The organism is Streptomyces abyssalis (genome assembly GCF_001751365.1).
Taxonomy (GTDB): domain Bacteria; phylum Actinomycetota; class Actinomycetes; order Streptomycetales; family Streptomycetaceae; genus Streptomyces; species Streptomyces abyssalis.
On record NZ_LJGT01000040.1, the window covers coordinates 774,957 to 792,185 of the forward strand.

Sequence of the window (17,229 nt, forward strand, 5' to 3'; positions counted from 1 at the left end):
GGTCAGTTCACCCACCCTCGGGCGGTGATGCGGTCGATACGGTCGGCAGCGGCCCTCATGGCCCCGCCGGGGGAGACCTCACCGGCGAACATGCGGGACAGCTCGGTGTAGATCGCCGTGTCGCACTCGCCCCACATGGGGATCTTCGGCCGCAGACCGAGATTCGCGTCCTTCCAGGCAGCCTTGACGGCCTCGGCGGTGAGCATGTTGGGCATCTTCGAGGGCCGCTGCTCAGCCTCGACGACGCGCGGCACCGCGTACACGGAGGCACGGGTCGGAGTGCCGCCGCCCACCTTGCTGGCCAGGTTGGAGACCTGGGTCTTCGGTGCTGTCGCCCAGTTCGCGAACAGCCAGGCGGCTCGCCGCCGGCGGGCGGAGACGACGTTCGAGACGGCGATCCCGGTGCCGCCGTACATCCCTGCCGAGCGGGCCGGCCCCTTCGGCAGCCGCGCGTAGCCGACCTTGCCCGGCAGGGCCGTCTCGTTCGCGGCCGCGTACTCGTGCCAGTTGGGGCACATCGCGATCCGGCCGGACCGGAAGGCGGCCCCCAGCCCGTCCCAGTCCCAGGTGCGCGAAGCGGGGTCGGCGACGCGCAGCAGCCGGTCGTAGAACTCCGCCCCCGCGACGGCGGCGTCCGAACGCAGGAGGCACTTGCCTGGGTCGGTCGTGCCGAAGCGCCCCACGCGCGTGCCGTCGGCGAAGTACGAACCGTCGTAGGACCACAGCACGTTGGAGAAGTCGCACATCAGCGCGTCGTGCTGCTTGGCCTGGTGTCCGGTGCCGTAACGCACCTGATGCGCATGGGAGTTGAACCACTTCGCGATGGCGTGGTACTGCTCCCAGGTCGAGTTGTCGGACGGCGTCGGGTCGAAGCCGAGGTCGTCGGCCATCCGCTCGCCGTACTCCTCGAACAGGTCGGCCCGGTACTGCCACACCATGGTCGGGCAGTCGTAGGGCAGGGCCAGCACCTTGCCGGAGTCACCGAACCGCCCCGCCGTGTCCAGGTGGGCGGGGATGAAGTCCCCGAATCCGCCCGGCAGCCGGGGCAGGGCGGGGTCTTCCTGGAACTCGCGCAGGTCGGCGAAGGCCGCCGCGTACGGGGCCAGAACAAGGTAGGGATCCGCGTACACCACGTCGTACTCGCCGTTGCCGGAGGCGAAGTCGAGGGCGACCTTCTGCGCGAGCGCCGACAGCTCCAGCGTCACGATGTTGACGCGTATGCCGGTCAGTTCGGTGAACGGCCTGAGGTCCGCCGCGATGGCCGCGGTCGGCGCGGTGTTCTCGGAGATGAAGTTCAACGTGGTGCCGGCGTACCGCTTCCAGGGCGCGGCATCCGCGTCCAGGTGCGCGTCCGGACGGCCCGCGCAACCGGCGAGCACACCCGCCGACCCGGCCGCGGCGGCCCCTCGCAGCAGGGCACGGCGGCTCATCGCCGGCTTCGGCGGTCCGGCGGACAGGCGGGAGGACATGGCAGCACGCCCTTCGGGAGTCGGGCACTCAAGTAACGGGCAGCATTGTTAGCAGAAGATGCCAGCGTTGTTAACAGATTTTGCGTGAAAAGCTGCGACGGCCCTGCGCCCCGGTCCACGTCCCTGACGCAGCGACCACCCCGCGTCTGCGGGTGAGGGGGGCCTCCGGCACGAAGTCAGCGCCGGACGCATCGTGTACGAGCGGGCGGCCGTCGGGCCGGCACCGGACTGGGGACCGGGCCGGCACCCGGACTGAGACCCGCGAGGAGCGGCGGACGAGTCGGCCTGTACGCCGGGTTCTGTCTCCCCGTAGCCTCGCGGCGCCGGGGGAGGCGGCCATCCATCTGGGACCGGCGTTGCCGCCGGCCTCGTGCGGTCCACCCGCGGACTCGGGCGGGCAGCCCTCGCACGTCCGCGCAGAGCCGTCTTCCGACGGCTCCTCTTGACCTTGCTCCGGATGGGGTTTGCCGAGCCGCCCAGGTCGCCCTGGGCGCTGGTGGTCTCTTACACCGCCGTTTCACCCTTACCGGGCCCGTGCCGCTGTGCGGCCGTACGGCCCGGCGGTCTGTTTTCTGTGGCACTTTCCCGCGGGTCACCCCGGGTGGGCGTTACCCACCATCCTGCCCTGTGGAGCCCGGACGTTCCTCGACGGAACCGAAGCTCCGACGCGGCCGCCCGGCCGGCTCGTCCGCCGTACCGCCCATGATAGCCGCGGATCACACCCCGCTCTGCAGCGAGCCCGGCGACAGATCGGCCGGCGTGCGGTGCCCCGAGAGCCCCAGCGTGAGGTCCAGATCGGCCAGCAGGCTGCGCAGCACGTGCCGCACTCCGTCCTCGCCGCCGTGCGCCAGCCCGTAGGCGTACGGGCGTCCGACGAGCACGGCACGTGCACCGAGGGCGAGGGCCTTGAGGACGTCGGAGCCGGTGCGGACGCCCGAGTCGAAGAGGACCTCGACGCGGTCGCCGACGGCCTCGACGACCTGGGGGAGCGCGTCGAGGGACGCGATCGCGCCGTCGACCTGGCGTCCGCCGTGGTTGGAGACGACGACGCCGTCCATGCCGGCGTCGGCGGCCCTGCGGGCGTCGTCCGGGTGGAGGACGCCCTTCAGCACGATCGGGCCGTCCCAGTGCTGCCGCAGGAAGGGCAGTTGGTCCCAGGAGTGGTCGGTGCCGGTGAACATCGGCACCCAGCGCAGCACCGCCGGGATCAGATCGTCCTCCGGCGACTTGTCGAGCCCGGCGCGGAAAGCCGGGTCGGAGAAGGGGATCGCGGTGCCTATGCCGCGGATGAAGGGCAGATAGGACTGGTCCAGGTCCTGCGGGCGCCAGGCGAGGGTCCAGGTGTCGAGGGTGACGACGAGAGTGGTGAACCCGGCCTTGCGGGCGCGGTCCAGGATGCTGACGCACACGTCGTCGTCGTTGGGCCAGTACAGCTGGAACCAGCGCGGGTTGTCCGGCCCGTGGGCCTCCGCGACCTGCTCGATGGTGTGCGAGGAGGCGGTGGAGAGCACCATCGGGACTCCGACGGAGGCGGCGGCGCGGGCCGTCGCGAGTTCGCCGTCGGGGTGGATGATCGACTGGACGCCGACGGGGGCGAGCAGCACCGGCGCGGGCATACGGGTGCCCAGCACTGTCGTGCTCAGGTCGCGCGCCGCCGGGCCGCGCAGCATGCGCGGGACGAGGCGGTGCCGCTCGAAGGCCTCGCGGTTGGCGCGGTGCGTGGCGCCCGAGCCCGCCGCCCCGGCGAGATAGCCGAAGGCCCCGGGGTCGAGGTGTTCGCGTGCGGACGACCCGAGGAGGGTGAGGTCGGTGGTGAAGGGCGGCAGGCTGCCGTCGAGGCCGTTCAGATAGATGTCGTTCTGGTAATTGGCGAAGCCCGGGGCTGGCGGCGCCTCGGCGTTCGCCCCGTTCGCCTCACCGCCCTCGCCGGTCTCGGCCGCATCGGTCCCGGACACCCCGGACGCCTCACTCATCGCCTCGCACCCTTCTTTCTCCTGGGCCCATGAGTCTGCGCTGCGCAGGGCGCCCACGGCTACCCTCCGTCGGCAGCCCGGCCGTACTCCCCGGCCTTGCTTCCCGGCCAGACCTCCCGGCCGGCGCGTCAGCCCCGTCCGATGTACGGCATGGCCGTCGCCATCACCGTCGCGAACTGCACGTTCGCCTCCAGCGGCAGCTCGGCCATGTGCAGCACCGTGCGGGCGACGTCCGCCGCGTCCATCACGGGCTCCGCCTTCGTCGTGCCGTCCGCCTGCGGCACGCCCGTCTGCATCCGCGCCGTCATCTCGGTGGCGGCGTTGCCGATGTCGATCTGGCCGCAGGCGATGCCGTACGGACGGCCGTCCAGGGAAAGGGACTTGGTCAGGCCCGTCACCGCGTGCTTGGTCGCCGTGTATGCGACCGAGCCCGGCCGCGGCACCTGGGCGGAGACCGAGCCGTTGTTGATGATCCTGCCGCCCTGCGGCCGCTGATCCTTCATCAGCCGGAACGCGGCCTGAGCGCACAGGAAGGCGCCCGTCAGATTGACGTCGACGACGCCGCGCCACTCCGCCGCCGGCAGGTCCTCCAGCGGCACGGCCGGACCGAACGTCCCGGCGTTGTTGAACAGCAGGCCGAGGCTGCCCCGGCTCTCACGCACGGATGCGAACAGGGCGCCGACGGCATCCGGATCGGTGACGTCCGTGGGAACGACGGCCACCTCCGCCGCCCGAGGCGTCGCCGCGATCAGACGCGCCGTCTCCTCCAGCTGCGCCGCCCGCCGCCCCGCCAGCGTCAACCGCCATCCCGCCGCCGCCAGTTCCACCGCGACGGCCCGTCCGATGCCGGATCCGGCGCCGGTCACGACGGCCGTCCGCGCTCCCTCGCCCTGTGTCGTCATCCGCGCAGAGTACGCCGCGTGCCGCCGAAAGAGCTCATGGCGACGGCAGCTGACGGACTGCCATCGAGTGGACACCCGGCGGTCGCGTGTCCGTCCGCTGGAGGACTCCCGCGGCCTGTGCAATCACGTGTATGACGCAGCCTTCGAGCGCAGACAGCGAATACCGTGCGGCTGCACGGCGATTGTGCCGTCGCAGACTGCTGACCGGGACGGCCGCGACCGTGACGCTCGCCCTCGGTACGAACCTCCCCCGGCCCGCTCACGCCGCGGCGAAGCTCGACCCTGCCCGTATCGACAAGGACCCCTTCACGCTCGGTGTGGCCTCCGGCGACCCGCTGCCCGACTCCGTGGTGCTGTGGACCCGGCTCGCTCCCGAGCCGTACGAGCCGGACGCCGGCCTCACTCGACGGCCCGTCACGGTCAGCTGGGAGCTGGCGAGCGACGAGCGCTTCACGCGCAAGGTCCGCAGCGGGAGCGTCACCGCGCACCCGGAGTTCCACCACGCGGTGCACGTCGTGCCCGAGGGCCTCAGCCCGCGGACGGCCTACTACTACCGGTTCCGTGCGGGCCGCTGGATGAGTCCCACAGGCCGCACCCGTACGGCTCCCGCCGAAAGCGACGCGACCGGTTCGGTGCGTCTCGCCGCCGTCTCCTGCCAGGCGTATCACGACGGGTACTTCACCGCGCTGAAGCACCTCGCCGCGGAGAAGGACCTCGACGCGGTGCTCCATCTGGGCGACTACCTCTACGAGTACGCGGTCGACGCACACGGAGGGGACCGCGCCGACCCCTCGCTCCAGCTCCCCGACTCCTTCAACAAGGAGACCGCGACGCTGGAGGACTACCGGCTCAGGTACGCCCTCTACCACAGCGACCCCGACCTCCAGGCGGCGCACGCCGCCCACCCCTGGATCGTCACCTGGGACGACCACGAGGTGGAGAACAACTACGCGGACGAGACCCCGGACGGCTCACCGCCCGAAGCCTTCCTCGCCCGCCGTGCCGCCGCCTACCGCGCGTACTACGAGAACCTGCCGCTGCGTCCGCCCCAGCAGCCCTCGGGCTCCGACCTGCAGCTCTACCGCAGGCTGCACTTCGGCCGGCTCGCACAGCTGGACGTCCTCGACGGGCGCCAGCACCGTGACAACCAGGCGGCAGGCGACGGCTGGCAGATCCCCACCGAGGAGACGGACCGGCCGGAGCGGACGATGCTCGGCGCCGCACAGGAGCGCTGGCTCACGGACGGCTGGAAGAGCTCGCGCGCGGTGTGGAACCTGGTGCCGCAGCAGACCGTGCTCTCGCGCCGGCGGAACAGGACGACGGGCCCGTACCCGCTGTCCATGGACGCCTGGGACGGGTATCCGGCAGCCCGGCGGCGTTTCCTCGAAGCGGCGCGCACCGCCGGTGTGAAGAACCTCGCCGTGCTCACCGGGGACGTCCATGTGCACTACGCCATGGACATCAAGGAGGACTTCGACGACACCGGCTCACGGACCGCCGGTGTGGAACTGGTCACCACCTCCGTCGCCAGCGGTGGCGACGGAGTCGCGAAGCCGGGAGACTGGCAGACCCTGATCGACGCCAACCCCCACATGAAGTTCTACGACGGGCGCCGCGGATACCTTCTCCTCACCCTCGACCAGCGCCAACTCCGCGCGGACTACCGGACGGTGGATGTGGTCACCCGGCCGGGGGCCCCGGTCTCGACGGCCGCGTCGTACGTCTCCAAGGCCGGTGATCCGGGCCTGGAACCGCTCTGAGAGCCGCATGAATCAGCTGCGCAAAAGCCCGTGCGCGGGCGGCCGCAGGAGAAAACCGGTTGGGCCGGGGACGGAAATGTCTGGGAGAATGTGCCTGTCAGCAACAATCTCCTGGAGAGGTGCATGTCCGACCCCGGCCCTGCCCGAACGGCCGCCGCCACGGCGCCCGTCGGCGATCCCGTCGCCACCCCCGACTCCCACCAGGGCCCCGGCTCAGGACACCGCTCCGTCACGGAGCACGACTCCGTGACGAGGCCGGCCGCCGCCTCCGGGTCCGCCGCTTCCGGGTCCGGACATGGAGCCGGCCCCGCCGCCGTCCCCGGACCGGGGCCCGCCTCCGGCCCGGCAGACACCGCCGCGCCGCAGCTCGGCCGGCTCCAGCGCGCGGGCCTGCTCGTCACCCTCATCCTCGGCAGCCTCACCGCCCTGCCCGCGCTGTCGATGGACATGTACCTCCCGGCGCTGCCCGCCGTCAGCGGCACGCTGCACACCCCCGCCGCGACCGCCCAGCTCACGCTCACCGGCTGCCTGCTGGGGCTCGCCGTGGGCCAGCTCGTGGTCGGGCCGATGAGCGACCAGTTCGGACGCCGCCGTCCGCTGCTCATAGGCATGGCCGGATACGTCGTCGCCGGGGCGGCCTGTGCGCTCGCTCCGAGCATCGAGACGCTGATCGTCTTCCGTCTGGTGCAGGGCCTCACCGGTGCCGCCGGCATCGTCATAGCCCGCGCGGTCGTCCGCGATCTCTACGACGGGCTCGCCATGGCCCGCTTCTTCTCCACCCTGATGCTCATAGGCGGCCTCGCGCCCATCCTCGCCCCCGTGCTCGGCGGACAGATACTCCGCTTCACCGACTGGCGGGGCGTCTTCCTGATCCTCACCGGCATGGGCCTGGTTCTCACCGTCGTCGTGGCCCGCTGGCTGCCGGAGACCCTGGCGCCGAGCATGCGGCACAGCGGCGGCGTCCCGGACGCGCTGCGCACGATGCGCGGCCTCTTCGCCGACCGCGCCTTCACCGGCTATCTGCTGGCGGGCAGCCTCACCTTCGCGGCGCTCTTCGCGTACGTCTCCGCCTCTCCCTTCGTGGTCCAGGAGATCTACGGCGCGAGCCCGCAGACCTTCAGCCTCCTCTTCATGATCAACTCCATCGGTCTGGTCGCCGCCGGTCAGGTCAACGGGAAGCTGCTCGTCGGCCGGGTCCCGCTGGACCGCGTACTCGCCTTCGGGCTCTGCATGACCGGTGCTGCCTCGGTCGCGCTGCTGCTGATGACGAGCGGCGTCTTCGGCCACGCCGGGCTGGTTCCCGTCGCCGCCGCCCTGTGCGTACTGATGACCGGCATGGGCTTCGTGATGCCGAACGCCAACTCCCAGGGCCTGATGCGCGCCCCGCACGCCGCCGGTTCGGCCTCCGCGCTGCTGGGGACCGCCCAGTTCCTGATCGGGGCGATCGCCTCCCCGCTCGTCGGTGTCGCGGGCGAGCGCACCGCCGTGCCCATGGCTCTGGTGCAGGTGAGCGCACTGTCCCTCGCAGCGGTCTCCTTCGTGTGGCTGTGCCGTCCGCGGCGGAAGGCCCGCAGCTGACGCACGCCGCGTGCCGTCCGCTTCGCAGGGCTGCGCCCTGGCCGGTCCGCGCCGCACATCGGGGTCTTTCTAGACTGCCGTGGTGATCGAGGAAGAACTGCGCCGCGCTCTCGCCGCGCTCGTCGACGGGCTGGCACCGCGTGCGGCGGCCGGCGCCGTGGAGCGGTTGATGACCGGCTACCGGGGAGCCGGCGAGGCCGCCGCCCCCGTGCTCCGCGACCGTGCGGACGTCGTGGCCTATGCCGCGTACCGGATGCCCGCCACCTTCGCCGCGGTCGCCTCGGCGCTGGAGGCCTTCGCCGTGCGGGCGGCCGACTGGCGGCCCGGCAGCCACCTGGACGTCGGCGGCGGTACGGGCGCCGCCGTGTGGGCCGCCGCGGAGGTCTGGGACGGTACGGCGACCGCAGGCCCGGAGGGCGGAGCCCGCCGCACCACCGTGCTCGACCGGTCCGGCCCGGCCCTCGCCCTGGGACGTGAACTCGCGGGCGCCTCCGCCGCGGACGCGGTGCGCACGGCCGAGTGGCGGCACCGTTCGCTGACCGGGCAGGACGCCGGAGGCGAGCGGAGCGAGGGCGGGCCCGGTGACGCAGGGCTGCCCACCGCCGACCTCGTCACCGTCTCGTACGTACTCGGCGAACTGCCCGAACGTGACCGGCTCGCAGTGGTCGACGCGGCGGCCCGCGCCGGACAGGCGGTGGTGGTCACCGAGCCCGGGACGCCCGGCGGCTACGCCCGGATCATCGCCGCACGCGACCAGTTGGCCGCTGCCGGGCTGCGCGTCCTCGCGCCCTGCCCGCACAGCGCGCCGTGCCCGATGGTTCCCGGCGAGGACTGGTGCCACTTCGCCGCGCGGGTCAACCGCTCCTCACTGCACCGGCAGGTCAAGGGCGGTTCACTCCCGTACGAGGACGAGAAGTTCAGCTACGTCGCGGCCGCCCGCCCGGGCGTCACCGGCGACCCGGCCGACGGCCGCATCGTGCGGCGCCCGCAGAAGCGCAAGGGGCAGGTGCTGCTGGAGCTGTGCACCGCCGACTCCGGACTGCGCCCGGCGACGGTCACCAAGCGGCACGGCACCGACTACCGGCGGGCCCGCGACGCGAAGTGGGGCGACGCCTGGCCGCCGGCGCCGGACGGCGGCACCGGCGGCGGCGCGGAGAGCTGACCCCGGGGCGGTGGACTGCCCCGTGGCGGAGGGCTGACCCCGGGGCGGTGGGCACTCTCCTGCTGACGGCGGGCCCGGCCTTCTCGCCGAGCGCGCAGCCATGCATCGGGACGCCCGCCCTTGTCCCTGTCCGCGGGCGTCGGTCGGCCCGGCGGGAGCCGCCGCCGGTCGCGGTGAGGGCGGCCGGCGGGGCTCCCTTCTCCCGGGCAAGGCGGCGGGGGGATCCGGTTCCGGAAGGAACCGCCGCGGGCGGCTCCCGGGCCGGCAGGCCCGTGGAGACCGCACGCCTGCCGCCGCCCGACTGCGTCAGGCGGCCGGACGCAGTTCGGCCGTCACGCACTTCACGCTGCCGCCGCCTTTCAGCAGCTCCGTCAGGTCCACGGGCACGGGTTCGTAGCCCCGCTGCCGCAGCGGTTCGAGCAGGCCCACGGCCGCCTGCGGCAGCATCACGTGACGGCCGTCGCTGACGGCGTTCAGACCGAGGGCCTCGGCGTCCGGCCCGGAAGCGACGACCGCGTCCGGGAAGAGCCGCTCCAGCACGGCACGGCTGCCCTTGGAGAACGCGGGCGGGTAGTACATGACTTCGTCACCGCCCAGCACGCACAGCGCCGTGTCCAGGTGGTAGTAGCGCGGGTCGACCAGGTCGAGACCGATCACGGGACGCCCGAAGAACTCCTGCACCTCGCCGTGCGAGAGCGGACTGCTGCGGAAGCCCCGCCCGGCCAGCAGCCAGGTGTCGGTCACGGCGAAGTCGCCCTCGCCCTCGTTGATGTGCTCCGGCTCGTGCACGTCCGTGAAGCCGTTGGACCGGTACCAGGACAGATGCGCCGCTGCCTCTCCCGCGCGCTCGCGGTGGGCGAAGCGTGCGCCCAGCACGCGGCCGTCGACGACGGTCGCGCCGTTGGCCGCGTACACCATGTCGGGCAGCCCCGGGACCGGTTCGAGCTCCTCGACGGTGTGGCCGAGTGAGCGGTAGCGGTCCCGCAGCTCCTCCCACTGGGCGAGCGCCAGCGGGATGTCCACGGGCTTGCCGGGATCCATCCAGGGGTTGATGGAGTACGTCACGCGGAAGTGTGCCGGTGGGCACATCAGGAAACGGCGGGGGGTGTAGCCGGGTCCGTACAACGAAGGCTCCTTCACGGGGTCGACGCGCACTGTGCTGCGCCCATGGTGCGCTGCGCGGGGGGCTCTTCGCCGCGATGTGATCGGAATGTTCGCTCACCGGTCACCGCCCCCGTCCGGCCCGCCCGCCTTGTCCCCCTCTGCGCGCCGCCGGTCGTCCCCCTCACCGGCCGGTTTCGCCGCCCGCGGAGGCGTACGGGCCATCAGCCGCGGCGCGTCCGTCAGCACCCCGTCGCACCCCAGCCGCAGCACCCGGTCGCGGGCGGCCGGCCTGTTGACCGTGTGCGACCACACGCGCGGAATGCCCGACCGCACCGCCCTGCGGATGTCCGCGTCGCGTGCGCGGTGGTCGACGCTGAGCATGTCGACCGTGCCCCGCCAGCGCTCCGGACGGTCCGTACGGGCCTGCCTCACCGACCGCCACACCGAGGTCAGCAGCCCCATCCGGTGTGCCTTCGCCGCCTGCGGCAGCTTGTTGGACTGCACGTACACCGAGCCGGTCAGACCCCGTTCGCGGATCATTCCCGCCAGCCGCTTCAGTCCGCCGTCCTTGACCTCGACGTTCAGCACGATGCGTCCCCCGAAGCGGGCGAGCACCGCTTCTGCCGTCGGCGGGTGCTCTGGGGGCCAGGCGCCCGGCAGTCCGCCGGCGGGCCGCAGCCGTACGCGCCGCCACTGGCGCAGCGTCAGTCCGGACACCGGGCCCGTGTGATCCGTGGTGCGGTTCAGGGTGCGGTCGTGCATCGCGACGAGCGTTCCGTCGCGCAGTGTCCGTACGTCCACGTCGAGTACGGCGGCCGACCGGCGCCGGTACGCGGACAGCAGCCCCGCCATGCTGTTCTCCGGCGCCTCCAGGGCGCCGCCGCGGTGCGCGGCGTAGACCGTGCCGGGGAGTCCGGAGGCGCGGGGTCCGTCGGGAGCCCGCATGCGCGCGGGCGCGGGGGCACAGCCCGGTACGAGCACCACGGGTGCGAGGACGAGCAGCGGAAGGAGGCATGCGTGGACGGCCCGTACGGCCCTGACCGTGATCATGACCATGAAGCTCAAGCTAAGCGCGCTCCGGCGAACGTGCCGCCCGGAGAGCCCGCCGTGCGGCAGACGGGTGTCCTGGCACTGAGCCGCCCCTGACCGGTACGGACCGCCCGGTGGCCGGATTCCGCCCCGGATGACGACGGGTCAGCCGTGATCCCGGGATTCGGCCCGGAGCGTGCTCGGTGCTGCGTACCCTCGGAGATCCACGGTTGTCGTCGCGTGAGTTGCGGAGTGAGGCGATAGATGGAACGCGAGAGCAGGTTCGACCGGTGGCTGCGTCCCTTCGCGCGGAGCGGCCCCAGGGCGAGGACGGGACGCTCCAGGAGCGCCGTCGCACAGGCCGACGCCGCCCGCGCCCGTACGGAACTGCTGCTGACCGCCGCCGCGGCGGGTTTCCCTCTCGCGCCCGCCGCGCACCCCTCGGGATACGGCTGCTCCTGCGTACGGATCGGCTGTCCCACCCCGGGACGCCACCCGGTCTCGTTCGGATGGCAGACGCAGGCCACCACCGACCCGGCCCAGATCACGCGCTGGGCCGAGAGCCAGCCGCAGGCGAACTTCGTGGCCGCCACGGGGCGGGACCACGACGTCCTCGACGTGCCCGCCGAGGCCGGCTGGGCGGCCCTGGAGCGGCTGGAGTCGCAGGACGTGCCGGTCGGCCCGGTGGCGCTCTCCGGCGGCGACCGGATGCTCTTCTTCACCGCCACCCGCGGCACACCCGACGACGAGGACGAGTGGTGGCCGTGCGAACTGGACTGCCACCCGGAGACGATGGACGAGCACCCGGGCCTGCGCTGGCACTGCCGCGGCAGCTACGTCCTCGTGCCGCCCGCGACGCTGCCCGGTACGGGGCAGCGCGCCGAGGTGCGCTGGGTGCGCCCGCCGGAGCCCGACGGCCCGACGGCCGCCGCCGCGACGGACGCGCTGCCCGAACCGCTGACGCTGCTGGAGGCCCTCACCGACGCGTGCGCGGCCTACGCGGGCGAGGACACGGCGGCCTGGCCGGCGCGCTGACCGGAGAGGCCGCCCGGGGCGACGGGGAGACGACGGTGAGGTGACGGCCCGTCGGGCCGCCGGCTGCCCCCCGGCCGCTCACTCGCCCTTGACCGACGTCAGCCCGTCGATCCGGTTGAGGAACTCGATCTCTCCGCCGTCCTTCTTCGCGGGCACCGTGACGGCCTGTTCGGAGACCCGCACATACGTCACCGACTGCTGGGGATCACCCGTCATCAGCGCCTTCACGAGCGGGTCCTTCACCGGGGGCTTGTAGCCCTTCGCGTAGGTCTCCTTGGTGTGGTGCTGCGAGGCGAAGAAGACGAGCGCGCCGCCGTCCTCGGTGCGCAGCCCGAACGGCGCGTACTGCGGCGCCTTGGCCGGCACGTCCGCGAACTCGGTGCGCTTGCCCGGCCTGTTGGCCGACCCCTTGCGCTGGTCGCGCCGCTTGCTGGTGTGCTCACCCGGGGCGAAGTCGTCGCCGCCCTCGCGGAGATAGCTCACGTACGCGTCGCTCAACTCGTCCGGCGCCACGGCCAGTCGGGAGCGGGGCCCGCCCTGCACGGCCTTCGCGTAGCCGCGCTTGCCGATGGCGAACTGCGGCATCTCGGATTCCTGGAGCACCGCGAGATACGAGGCCCGCCAGTCGGACTTGGCGTCGTCACGCTGGAAGACCAGGAGCCAGCGCCCGTTCTGCGTGCGGTTGCTGCGAGTGTCGGCCACGAAGAACTTGGGCCAGCCGGCCTGCTTGGGAATCAGGAACCGGGCGTCCGACAGCCTCAGCGGCTCGTAGCCCGGGTTGCCTTTCGGCGCCAGCTTCTTGCGGGACTTGAGCCCCGCCCCGTCTATCGCCCCCAGCGCACCGGTCTCGATGGTGGAGTTCAGCCCGGGGTCGTGGGAGGTGTTCGCCTTGTTGCTGGTGGAGTTGAACTCCTTGAGGATCTTCTTCGCGTCGGGCTTGGAGACCGCGGGGATCACCGCGGTCTCGCCGTGCACCGTCACACATCCCGTCAGCGTCACCGACAGCACCACCGTGGCCGTCGCCGACGCGAGCAGCCGTGTACGCCGCGCTTGTCGCGCATTCATCGTCGTGTCCTCCCCGCCCCGCTTGCGGTATAGCACCTTATCGCCCCGCCCATGGCGTTCGTCTCCGAGAGCTCGGCGCCCGTATGCAATCATGCGCGGCCGCCGCCCCGGATCTCAGGGGGCTTGGTGGAGCCCCCAGGGAGGTTCCGTACCGCAATCGGTCAACTGCGGTGAACGCAGCAGAGGTCGCCTGCCGAGCCAGGGGGCGCGAGGGCGCGCGCCCCCTGTGTCCGCACTGGTGAACACAACGGCGGATCGCGCGTGTGAAAACGGATAGACCGTCATGGACCTGCATAAAATCGGGCGGAACGTTCTAGTATCCCCGTGATCCCGGGTGTGGCATTCCGTCGCATGCACGTCCTCCCCGGACGCGTCCTGCGAGCCCCGCCCGCTCACGGCTTACGGAAAGGAGGCAGCTGAATGGCTGCCACTACTGCTCGTCGTGTACGGATCGCCGCCACGGCCTCCGCCGTCCTCCTGGGCGGTTCACTCCTGGGAGCGAGCACCGCTCAGGCGGCCCCGGCCGTCTCCCAGAAGGCCCCCACCGCTTCCGACACCACCGCCGCCTGGCCGAAGAAGCCGTACGGCATCGTCACCGCCCGCTCGGGCCTGAACGTCCGTCAGTACCCGAGCACGGACTCCTCGGTGAAGTACGTGCTTCCCTACGGCGCCAAGCGCGGCCTGGACTGCAAGATCCGTGCCCAGCTCATCCACGGCAACCCCTACTGGTACAAGCTGCGGGACAGCAACTACTGGATCAGCGCCCGCTACGTGAAGAACATCGGCCACGTGAAGCTGTGCAAGGACGTGCGCCCCTCGCCCCTGAACAACAGCGAGAAGGCCCAGAAGGCGATGGGCTGACAGTGCGGGCGCGCTGCTGAACTCACGCGCCGCGTGTCAGCGCGGCGCCTCAGCGGCCGGCCGGAGCAGGGGCTCCGAGCTCCTCGAAGACGGCCGTGTTCAGCGTGAACGCGCGCCCGCACTCGCCGACGATGCGCCACTTCTCCTCGTCGTCGGCCGGTACCGCGTCGAGCAGTTCGCGGTACCCCCTCTTGAAGGCGGCGGGGTTCGGGATGTCCTCGAAGACATAGAACCGGACCCCGTCGCCTTTGTGTGCGAAGCCCCAGTTCTTCTCCGCGGCTCCCCGTACGACCTGACCGCCGGAGAGGTCGCCCAGGTAGCGCGTGTAGTGGTGCGCCACATAGCCGCCCGGCCAGTCCCGCGCCACCTCCGCGATGCGATCCGTGTAGCTCTCCGTCGCGGCGAGCGGTGCGACGGTGCCGCGCCAGGCGGATGTGCCGTGCAGATGGTCGAGGTCGCGTTCGATGGAGGGCAGGCGGAAGAGCTCGCGCCGTACGAACGGACCCGCCACCGGGTCGTCGTCCAGCTTGACCGCGGCTTCCTCCAGGGCGCGGTAGACGAACCACAGCTGCTCGGTGTAGCGCCTGAACGCCTCCCTCCCGAGCCTGCCGCTGAGCATGTCGCCCATGAACGCCGAACTCTCCGCCTGGGAGTGCTGCGCCTTCGTGGCGTCACGGATCTGGGCGGAGAAGGGGAGGTGCGCAGGCAGCCGTGAGGTCATGACGGCATTCTTTACCGACAGCCTGTCGGGAAAACCTCCGGAGCGTGGTCAGATGCTCACGGCAGCGTGAGGATGTCCGCGCCGGAGTCCGTGACCGCGAGGGTGTGCTCGAACTGTGCCGTGCGGCGGCGGTCCTTGGTGACGACCGTCCAGCCGTCCTCCCACATGTCCCACTCGTGCGTGCCGAGCGTCAGCATCGGCTCGATCGTGAAGGTCATCCCCGGCCTCATCACAGTGGTCGCACGCTCGTCGTCGTAGTGCGGGATGATCAGGCCCGAGTGGAACGAGGTGTTGATGCCGTGGCCGGTGAAGTCGCGGACCACCCCGTACCCGAAGCGCTTGGCGTAGGACTCGATGACGCGGCCGATGATGTTGATCTGCCGGCCCGGGCGTACGGCCTTGATGGCGCGGCTGAGAGCTTCGCGGGTGCGCTCGACCAGCAGCCTGGACTCCTCGTCGGCGTCCCCGCAGAGGTAGGTGGCGTTGTTGTCGCCGTGCACGCCGCCGATGTAGGCGGTCACGTCGAGGTTCACGATGTCGCCGTCGCGCAGGACGGTGGAGTCGGGGATGCCGTGGCAGATGACCTCGTTGACCGAGGTGCACAGCGACTTGGGGAACTTCCGGTAGCCGAGCGTGGACGGGTAGGCGCCGTGGTCGCACATGTAGGCGTGGGCGACTTCGTCGAGCTTGTCCGTGGTGACACCCGGGGCGATGTGCCGGGCCGCCTCCTCCATGGCGCGTGCGGCGATGCGGCCGGCCGTGCGCATCTTCTCGATGGTCTCCCCGTCCTGCGCCTCCGGTCCGGTGTACGGGGTGGGGGCGTCCTTGCCGACGTACTCGGGGCGCGGGATCGAGGCGGGTACGGCGCGGTGCGGGGAGAGTTCACCAGGGGCGAGCAATGACTGGCCAGACATGTGCGCGAGTCTAACTGTGGTACGGGCCGGGCTGAGGGGGGAGCATGACGGTATGGCTCTCTTCAAGCGCAACGCGCCCGGCAAGCCGGGCGAGTGGTACTACTGCATCAAGCACTCCAAGGTCGAGGAGGGTCCGGAGTGCCCGGCGAAGAACCGGCTGGGCCCCTATGCCACCCATGCCGAGGCCTCCCGCGCGATCGAGACCGTCCACAGGAAGAACGAGGCGTGGGACAACGACCCGCGCTGGGGGGACGCCCCCCGGCGTGACGGCGGCCAGGGCGGCGGCGCCTCAGGCGGCTAGACCCCCGGCGCGGGAGCGTCCGGTTCCGGCGGCACCGGTCCGGCGGCTCGCTGTTCCCGCACGTGGCGGGCGTGCGGGTCGGTACGGGAGTCGTACGACATCAGCTTCGGCAGGGCCAGTGTCAGCAGCCCCACAGCCGCGACGCACGCCAGGCCGCCGGACCACACCGAGGTCCGTACGGAGGTCAGCGCGGCCACCCCGCCCGAGCGGACCTGGCCCAGCTGCGGGCCCGCCGAGTACGAGAGCAGCTCGATACCGGCGAGGCGGCCGCGCAGCCCGTCGGGGATGGTCTGATTCCACATCGTCGAGCGGAAGATGCCGCTGACCATGTCGCAGCCGCCGGCGACCGTCAGGAACAGCAGCACGAGCCACACGTTCGTCATCCATCCGGCCACCGCCATGGCCGCGCCCCAGCACATCGCGGCACCGGCCACCGCCCGGCCGTGGCAGTGGACCCGTCCCGTCCAGCCGCTCGTGGCGCTGACGAGCATCGAACCGAAGGGCAGCGCCGCGTACATCAGACCCAGCGACCACTCTGCGCCCAGGTCCTCGGCGAGGAAGGGGAAGACGGCGATGGGGAAGGCGAAGAGGGTCGCAGCGATGTCGACGGCGTAGGTGCCCAGCAGCTCCTTGCGGCTCCAGGCGTAGCGGGCGCCCTCGGCGATGCCGCGCAGGGAGGGACGTGCCGCCTCGTGTCCGGGTGGGGCCGGGCGCAGCCGGTACCCGAGCAGAACCGAGACCGCGAAGGTGACGACGTCGAGCGCGTACGCCGTCCGTACACCCGCTCCCGCCAGCAGCAGACCGGCGAGCGACGGGCCGAGGACCGCGCCGAGCTGCCATCGCAGGGAGTTCAGCGCGGCGGCCGCGGCGAGCTGTTCGTGTGCGACTACGCGGGGGAGAAGCGCGTCCAGGGCGGGGCGCTGGATACCGGTCAGGGCGCTGGTGAGCGCGGCCGCCGCGTAGAGGGGCCAGACCGCCGGATGCGGAACGAGTGAGTTGGCCAGCAGGCACAGGGCGACCAGGCCCAGTGCGGCCTCGCTTCCCACGATGAGCTTCCGGCGGTCGACGGCGTCGGCGAGCGCACCGCCGTACAGGCCGAAGACGATCAGCGGCACCAGCTCGACGGCGCCGAGCGCGCCGACCGCGACCGTCGAATCCGTCAGCTCCTTCATCTGCAGCGGCAGGGCGACGAAGGTGAGGAAGCTGCCGAAGACGGTGACGGCGCCTGCGCACCACATCAGGCGGTAGTCGCGGGAGGAGCGCCAGGGTGAGAGGTCGGGCAGCAGGGACCGCGGGACGGTGGACACGGGCGGCCATGTTCCGGCGTTGCGCGGCGGTGCCGCAATCGGGTTTCC

15 protein-coding genes and 1 other RNA gene are annotated in these 17,229 nt (G+C 72.0%); 6 read left to right on the forward strand and 10 right to left on the reverse strand.

The window, feature by feature from the left end; genetic code table 11:
• Positions 1–2: 2 nt before the first annotated feature.
• From AN215_RS18280 to AN215_RS18295, 4 genes are all read right to left on the reverse strand, one after another.
• Entirely contained in the window at positions 3–1,469 is a 1,467-nt protein-coding gene (locus AN215_RS18280; protein WP_070011787.1) for an extracellular solute-binding protein, read from the reverse strand.
• A gap of 272 nt (positions 1,470–1,741) precedes the next feature.
• An RNA gene (rnpB, locus tag AN215_RS18285) (RNase P RNA component class A) lies at positions 1,742–2,156 on the reverse strand.
• A 29-nt stretch (positions 2,157–2,185) separates the two neighbouring features.
• On the reverse strand, positions 2,186–3,442 hold the full coding sequence (locus AN215_RS18290; RefSeq protein WP_079123169.1) for a lactate 2-monooxygenase: 1,257 nt from the start codon (positions 3,440–3,442) through the stop codon (positions 2,186–2,188).
• Between the two features lie 128 nt (positions 3,443–3,570).
• Positions 3,571–4,344, reverse strand: a complete 774-nt coding sequence (locus tag AN215_RS18295) for an SDR family oxidoreductase (RefSeq protein ID WP_070011788.1) — start codon at positions 4,342–4,344, stop codon at positions 3,571–3,573.
• A gap of 131 nt (positions 4,345–4,475) precedes the next feature.
• Between AN215_RS18295 and AN215_RS18300 the strand changes: the two genes are divergently transcribed.
• The 3 genes from AN215_RS18300 (at position 4,476) to AN215_RS18310 (ending at position 8,844) form a co-directional block, all read left to right on the forward strand.
• The gene (locus tag AN215_RS18300; protein WP_070011789.1) at positions 4,476–6,104 is read left to right on the forward strand and encodes an alkaline phosphatase D family protein; all 1,629 of its coding nucleotides are present in this window, start codon (positions 4,476–4,478) and stop codon (positions 6,102–6,104) included.
• 123 nt (positions 6,105–6,227) lie between these two features.
• Positions 6,228–7,682: a multidrug effflux MFS transporter gene (locus AN215_RS18305; RefSeq protein WP_070011790.1), complete on the forward strand. Its 1,455-nt coding sequence runs from the start codon at positions 6,228–6,230 to the stop codon at positions 7,680–7,682.
• An 82-nt stretch (positions 7,683–7,764) separates the two neighbouring features.
• Positions 7,765–8,844: a small ribosomal subunit Rsm22 family protein gene (locus tag AN215_RS18310; RefSeq protein ID WP_070031218.1), complete on the forward strand. Its 1,080-nt coding sequence runs from the start codon at positions 7,765–7,767 to the stop codon at positions 8,842–8,844.
• A 306-nt stretch (positions 8,845–9,150) separates the two neighbouring features.
• Here AN215_RS18310 and ddaH read toward each other — a convergent pair whose 3' ends face one another.
• On the reverse strand, positions 9,151–9,969 hold the full coding sequence (gene ddaH / locus AN215_RS18315) for a dimethylargininase (protein WP_420856187.1): 819 nt from the start codon (positions 9,967–9,969) through the stop codon (positions 9,151–9,153).
• A gap of 93 nt (positions 9,970–10,062) precedes the next feature.
• The gene (locus tag AN215_RS18320) at positions 10,063–11,004 is read right to left on the reverse strand and encodes a glycerophosphodiester phosphodiesterase (protein ID WP_070011792.1); all 942 of its coding nucleotides are present in this window, start codon (positions 11,002–11,004) and stop codon (positions 10,063–10,065) included.
• Between the two features lie 237 nt (positions 11,005–11,241).
• Between AN215_RS18320 and AN215_RS18325 the strand changes: the two genes are divergently transcribed.
• Positions 11,242–12,012: a bifunctional DNA primase/polymerase gene (locus tag AN215_RS18325; RefSeq protein ID WP_070011793.1), complete on the forward strand. Its 771-nt coding sequence runs from the start codon at positions 11,242–11,244 to the stop codon at positions 12,010–12,012.
• Positions 12,013–12,090: 78 nt separating this feature from the next.
• On the opposite strand, the gene AN215_RS18330 is transcribed toward AN215_RS18325, so the two are convergent.
• The gene (locus AN215_RS18330) at positions 12,091–13,077 is read right to left on the reverse strand and encodes an SCO2278 family lipoprotein (protein WP_070011794.1); all 987 of its coding nucleotides are present in this window, start codon (positions 13,075–13,077) and stop codon (positions 12,091–12,093) included.
• A gap of 420 nt (positions 13,078–13,497) precedes the next feature.
• Here AN215_RS18330 and AN215_RS18335 point away from each other — a divergent pair, with 420 nt between their 5' ends.
• Complete coding sequence (locus AN215_RS18335; RefSeq protein ID WP_070011795.1) at positions 13,498–13,938, forward strand: SH3 domain-containing protein; 441 nt, start codon at positions 13,498–13,500, stop codon at positions 13,936–13,938.
• Between the two features lie 49 nt (positions 13,939–13,987).
• On the opposite strand, the gene AN215_RS18340 is transcribed toward AN215_RS18335, so the two are convergent.
• Together AN215_RS18340 and map are read right to left on the reverse strand one after the other, a co-directional pair.
• On the reverse strand, positions 13,988–14,659 hold the full coding sequence (locus AN215_RS18340; protein WP_070011796.1) for a biliverdin-producing heme oxygenase: 672 nt from the start codon (positions 14,657–14,659) through the stop codon (positions 13,988–13,990).
• 56 nt (positions 14,660–14,715) lie between these two features.
• Positions 14,716–15,573 carry a type I methionyl aminopeptidase gene (gene map / locus AN215_RS18345; protein WP_070011797.1) on the reverse strand — a complete coding sequence of 286 codons (858 nt, stop codon included), beginning with the start codon at positions 15,571–15,573 and terminating at the stop codon, positions 14,716–14,718.
• Between the two features lie 52 nt (positions 15,574–15,625).
• Here map and AN215_RS18350 point away from each other — a divergent pair, with 52 nt between their 5' ends.
• Positions 15,626–15,874: a hypothetical protein gene (locus AN215_RS18350; protein ID WP_070011798.1), complete on the forward strand. Its 249-nt coding sequence runs from the start codon at positions 15,626–15,628 to the stop codon at positions 15,872–15,874.
• Here AN215_RS18350 and AN215_RS18355 read toward each other — a convergent pair.
• Positions 15,871–17,181, reverse strand: coding sequence for an MFS transporter (locus AN215_RS18355; protein WP_070011799.1), 1,311 nt, complete (start codon positions 17,179–17,181; stop codon positions 15,871–15,873). The genes AN215_RS18350 and AN215_RS18355 overlap by 4 nt on opposite strands.
• Positions 17,182–17,229: the final 48 nt, after the last annotated feature.

Coding starts and splice junctions, on each gene's coding strand:
- AN215_RS18280 (WP_070011787.1), bottom strand. CDS start 1,469: ATGTCCTCCCGCCTGTCCGCCGGACCGCCGAAGCCGGCGATGAGCCGC.
- AN215_RS18335 (WP_070011795.1), top strand. CDS start 13,498: ATGGCTGCCACTACTGCTCGTCGTGTACGGATCGCCGCCACGGCCTCC.
- AN215_RS18350 (WP_070011798.1), top strand. CDS start 15,626: ATGGCTCTCTTCAAGCGCAACGCGCCCGGCAAGCCGGGCGAGTGGTAC.
- AN215_RS18300 (WP_070011789.1), top strand. CDS start 4,476: ATGACGCAGCCTTCGAGCGCAGACAGCGAATACCGTGCGGCTGCACGG.
- AN215_RS18340 (WP_070011796.1), bottom strand. CDS start 14,659: ATGACCTCACGGCTGCCTGCGCACCTCCCCTTCTCCGCCCAGATCCGT.
- map (WP_070011797.1), bottom strand. CDS start 15,573: ATGTCTGGCCAGTCATTGCTCGCCCCTGGTGAACTCTCCCCGCACCGC.
- AN215_RS18305 (WP_070011790.1), top strand. CDS start 6,228: ATGTCCGACCCCGGCCCTGCCCGAACGGCCGCCGCCACGGCGCCCGTC.
- AN215_RS18320 (WP_070011792.1), bottom strand. CDS start 11,004: ATGGTCATGATCACGGTCAGGGCCGTACGGGCCGTCCACGCATGCCTC.
- AN215_RS18290 (WP_079123169.1), bottom strand. CDS start 3,442: ATGAGTGAGGCGTCCGGGGTGTCCGGGACCGATGCGGCCGAGACCGGC.
- AN215_RS18330 (WP_070011794.1), bottom strand. CDS start 13,077: ATGAATGCGCGACAAGCGCGGCGTACACGGCTGCTCGCGTCGGCGACG.
- AN215_RS18295 (WP_070011788.1), bottom strand. CDS start 4,344: ATGACGACACAGGGCGAGGGAGCGCGGACGGCCGTCGTGACCGGCGCC.
- AN215_RS18325 (WP_070011793.1), top strand. CDS start 11,242: ATGGAACGCGAGAGCAGGTTCGACCGGTGGCTGCGTCCCTTCGCGCGG.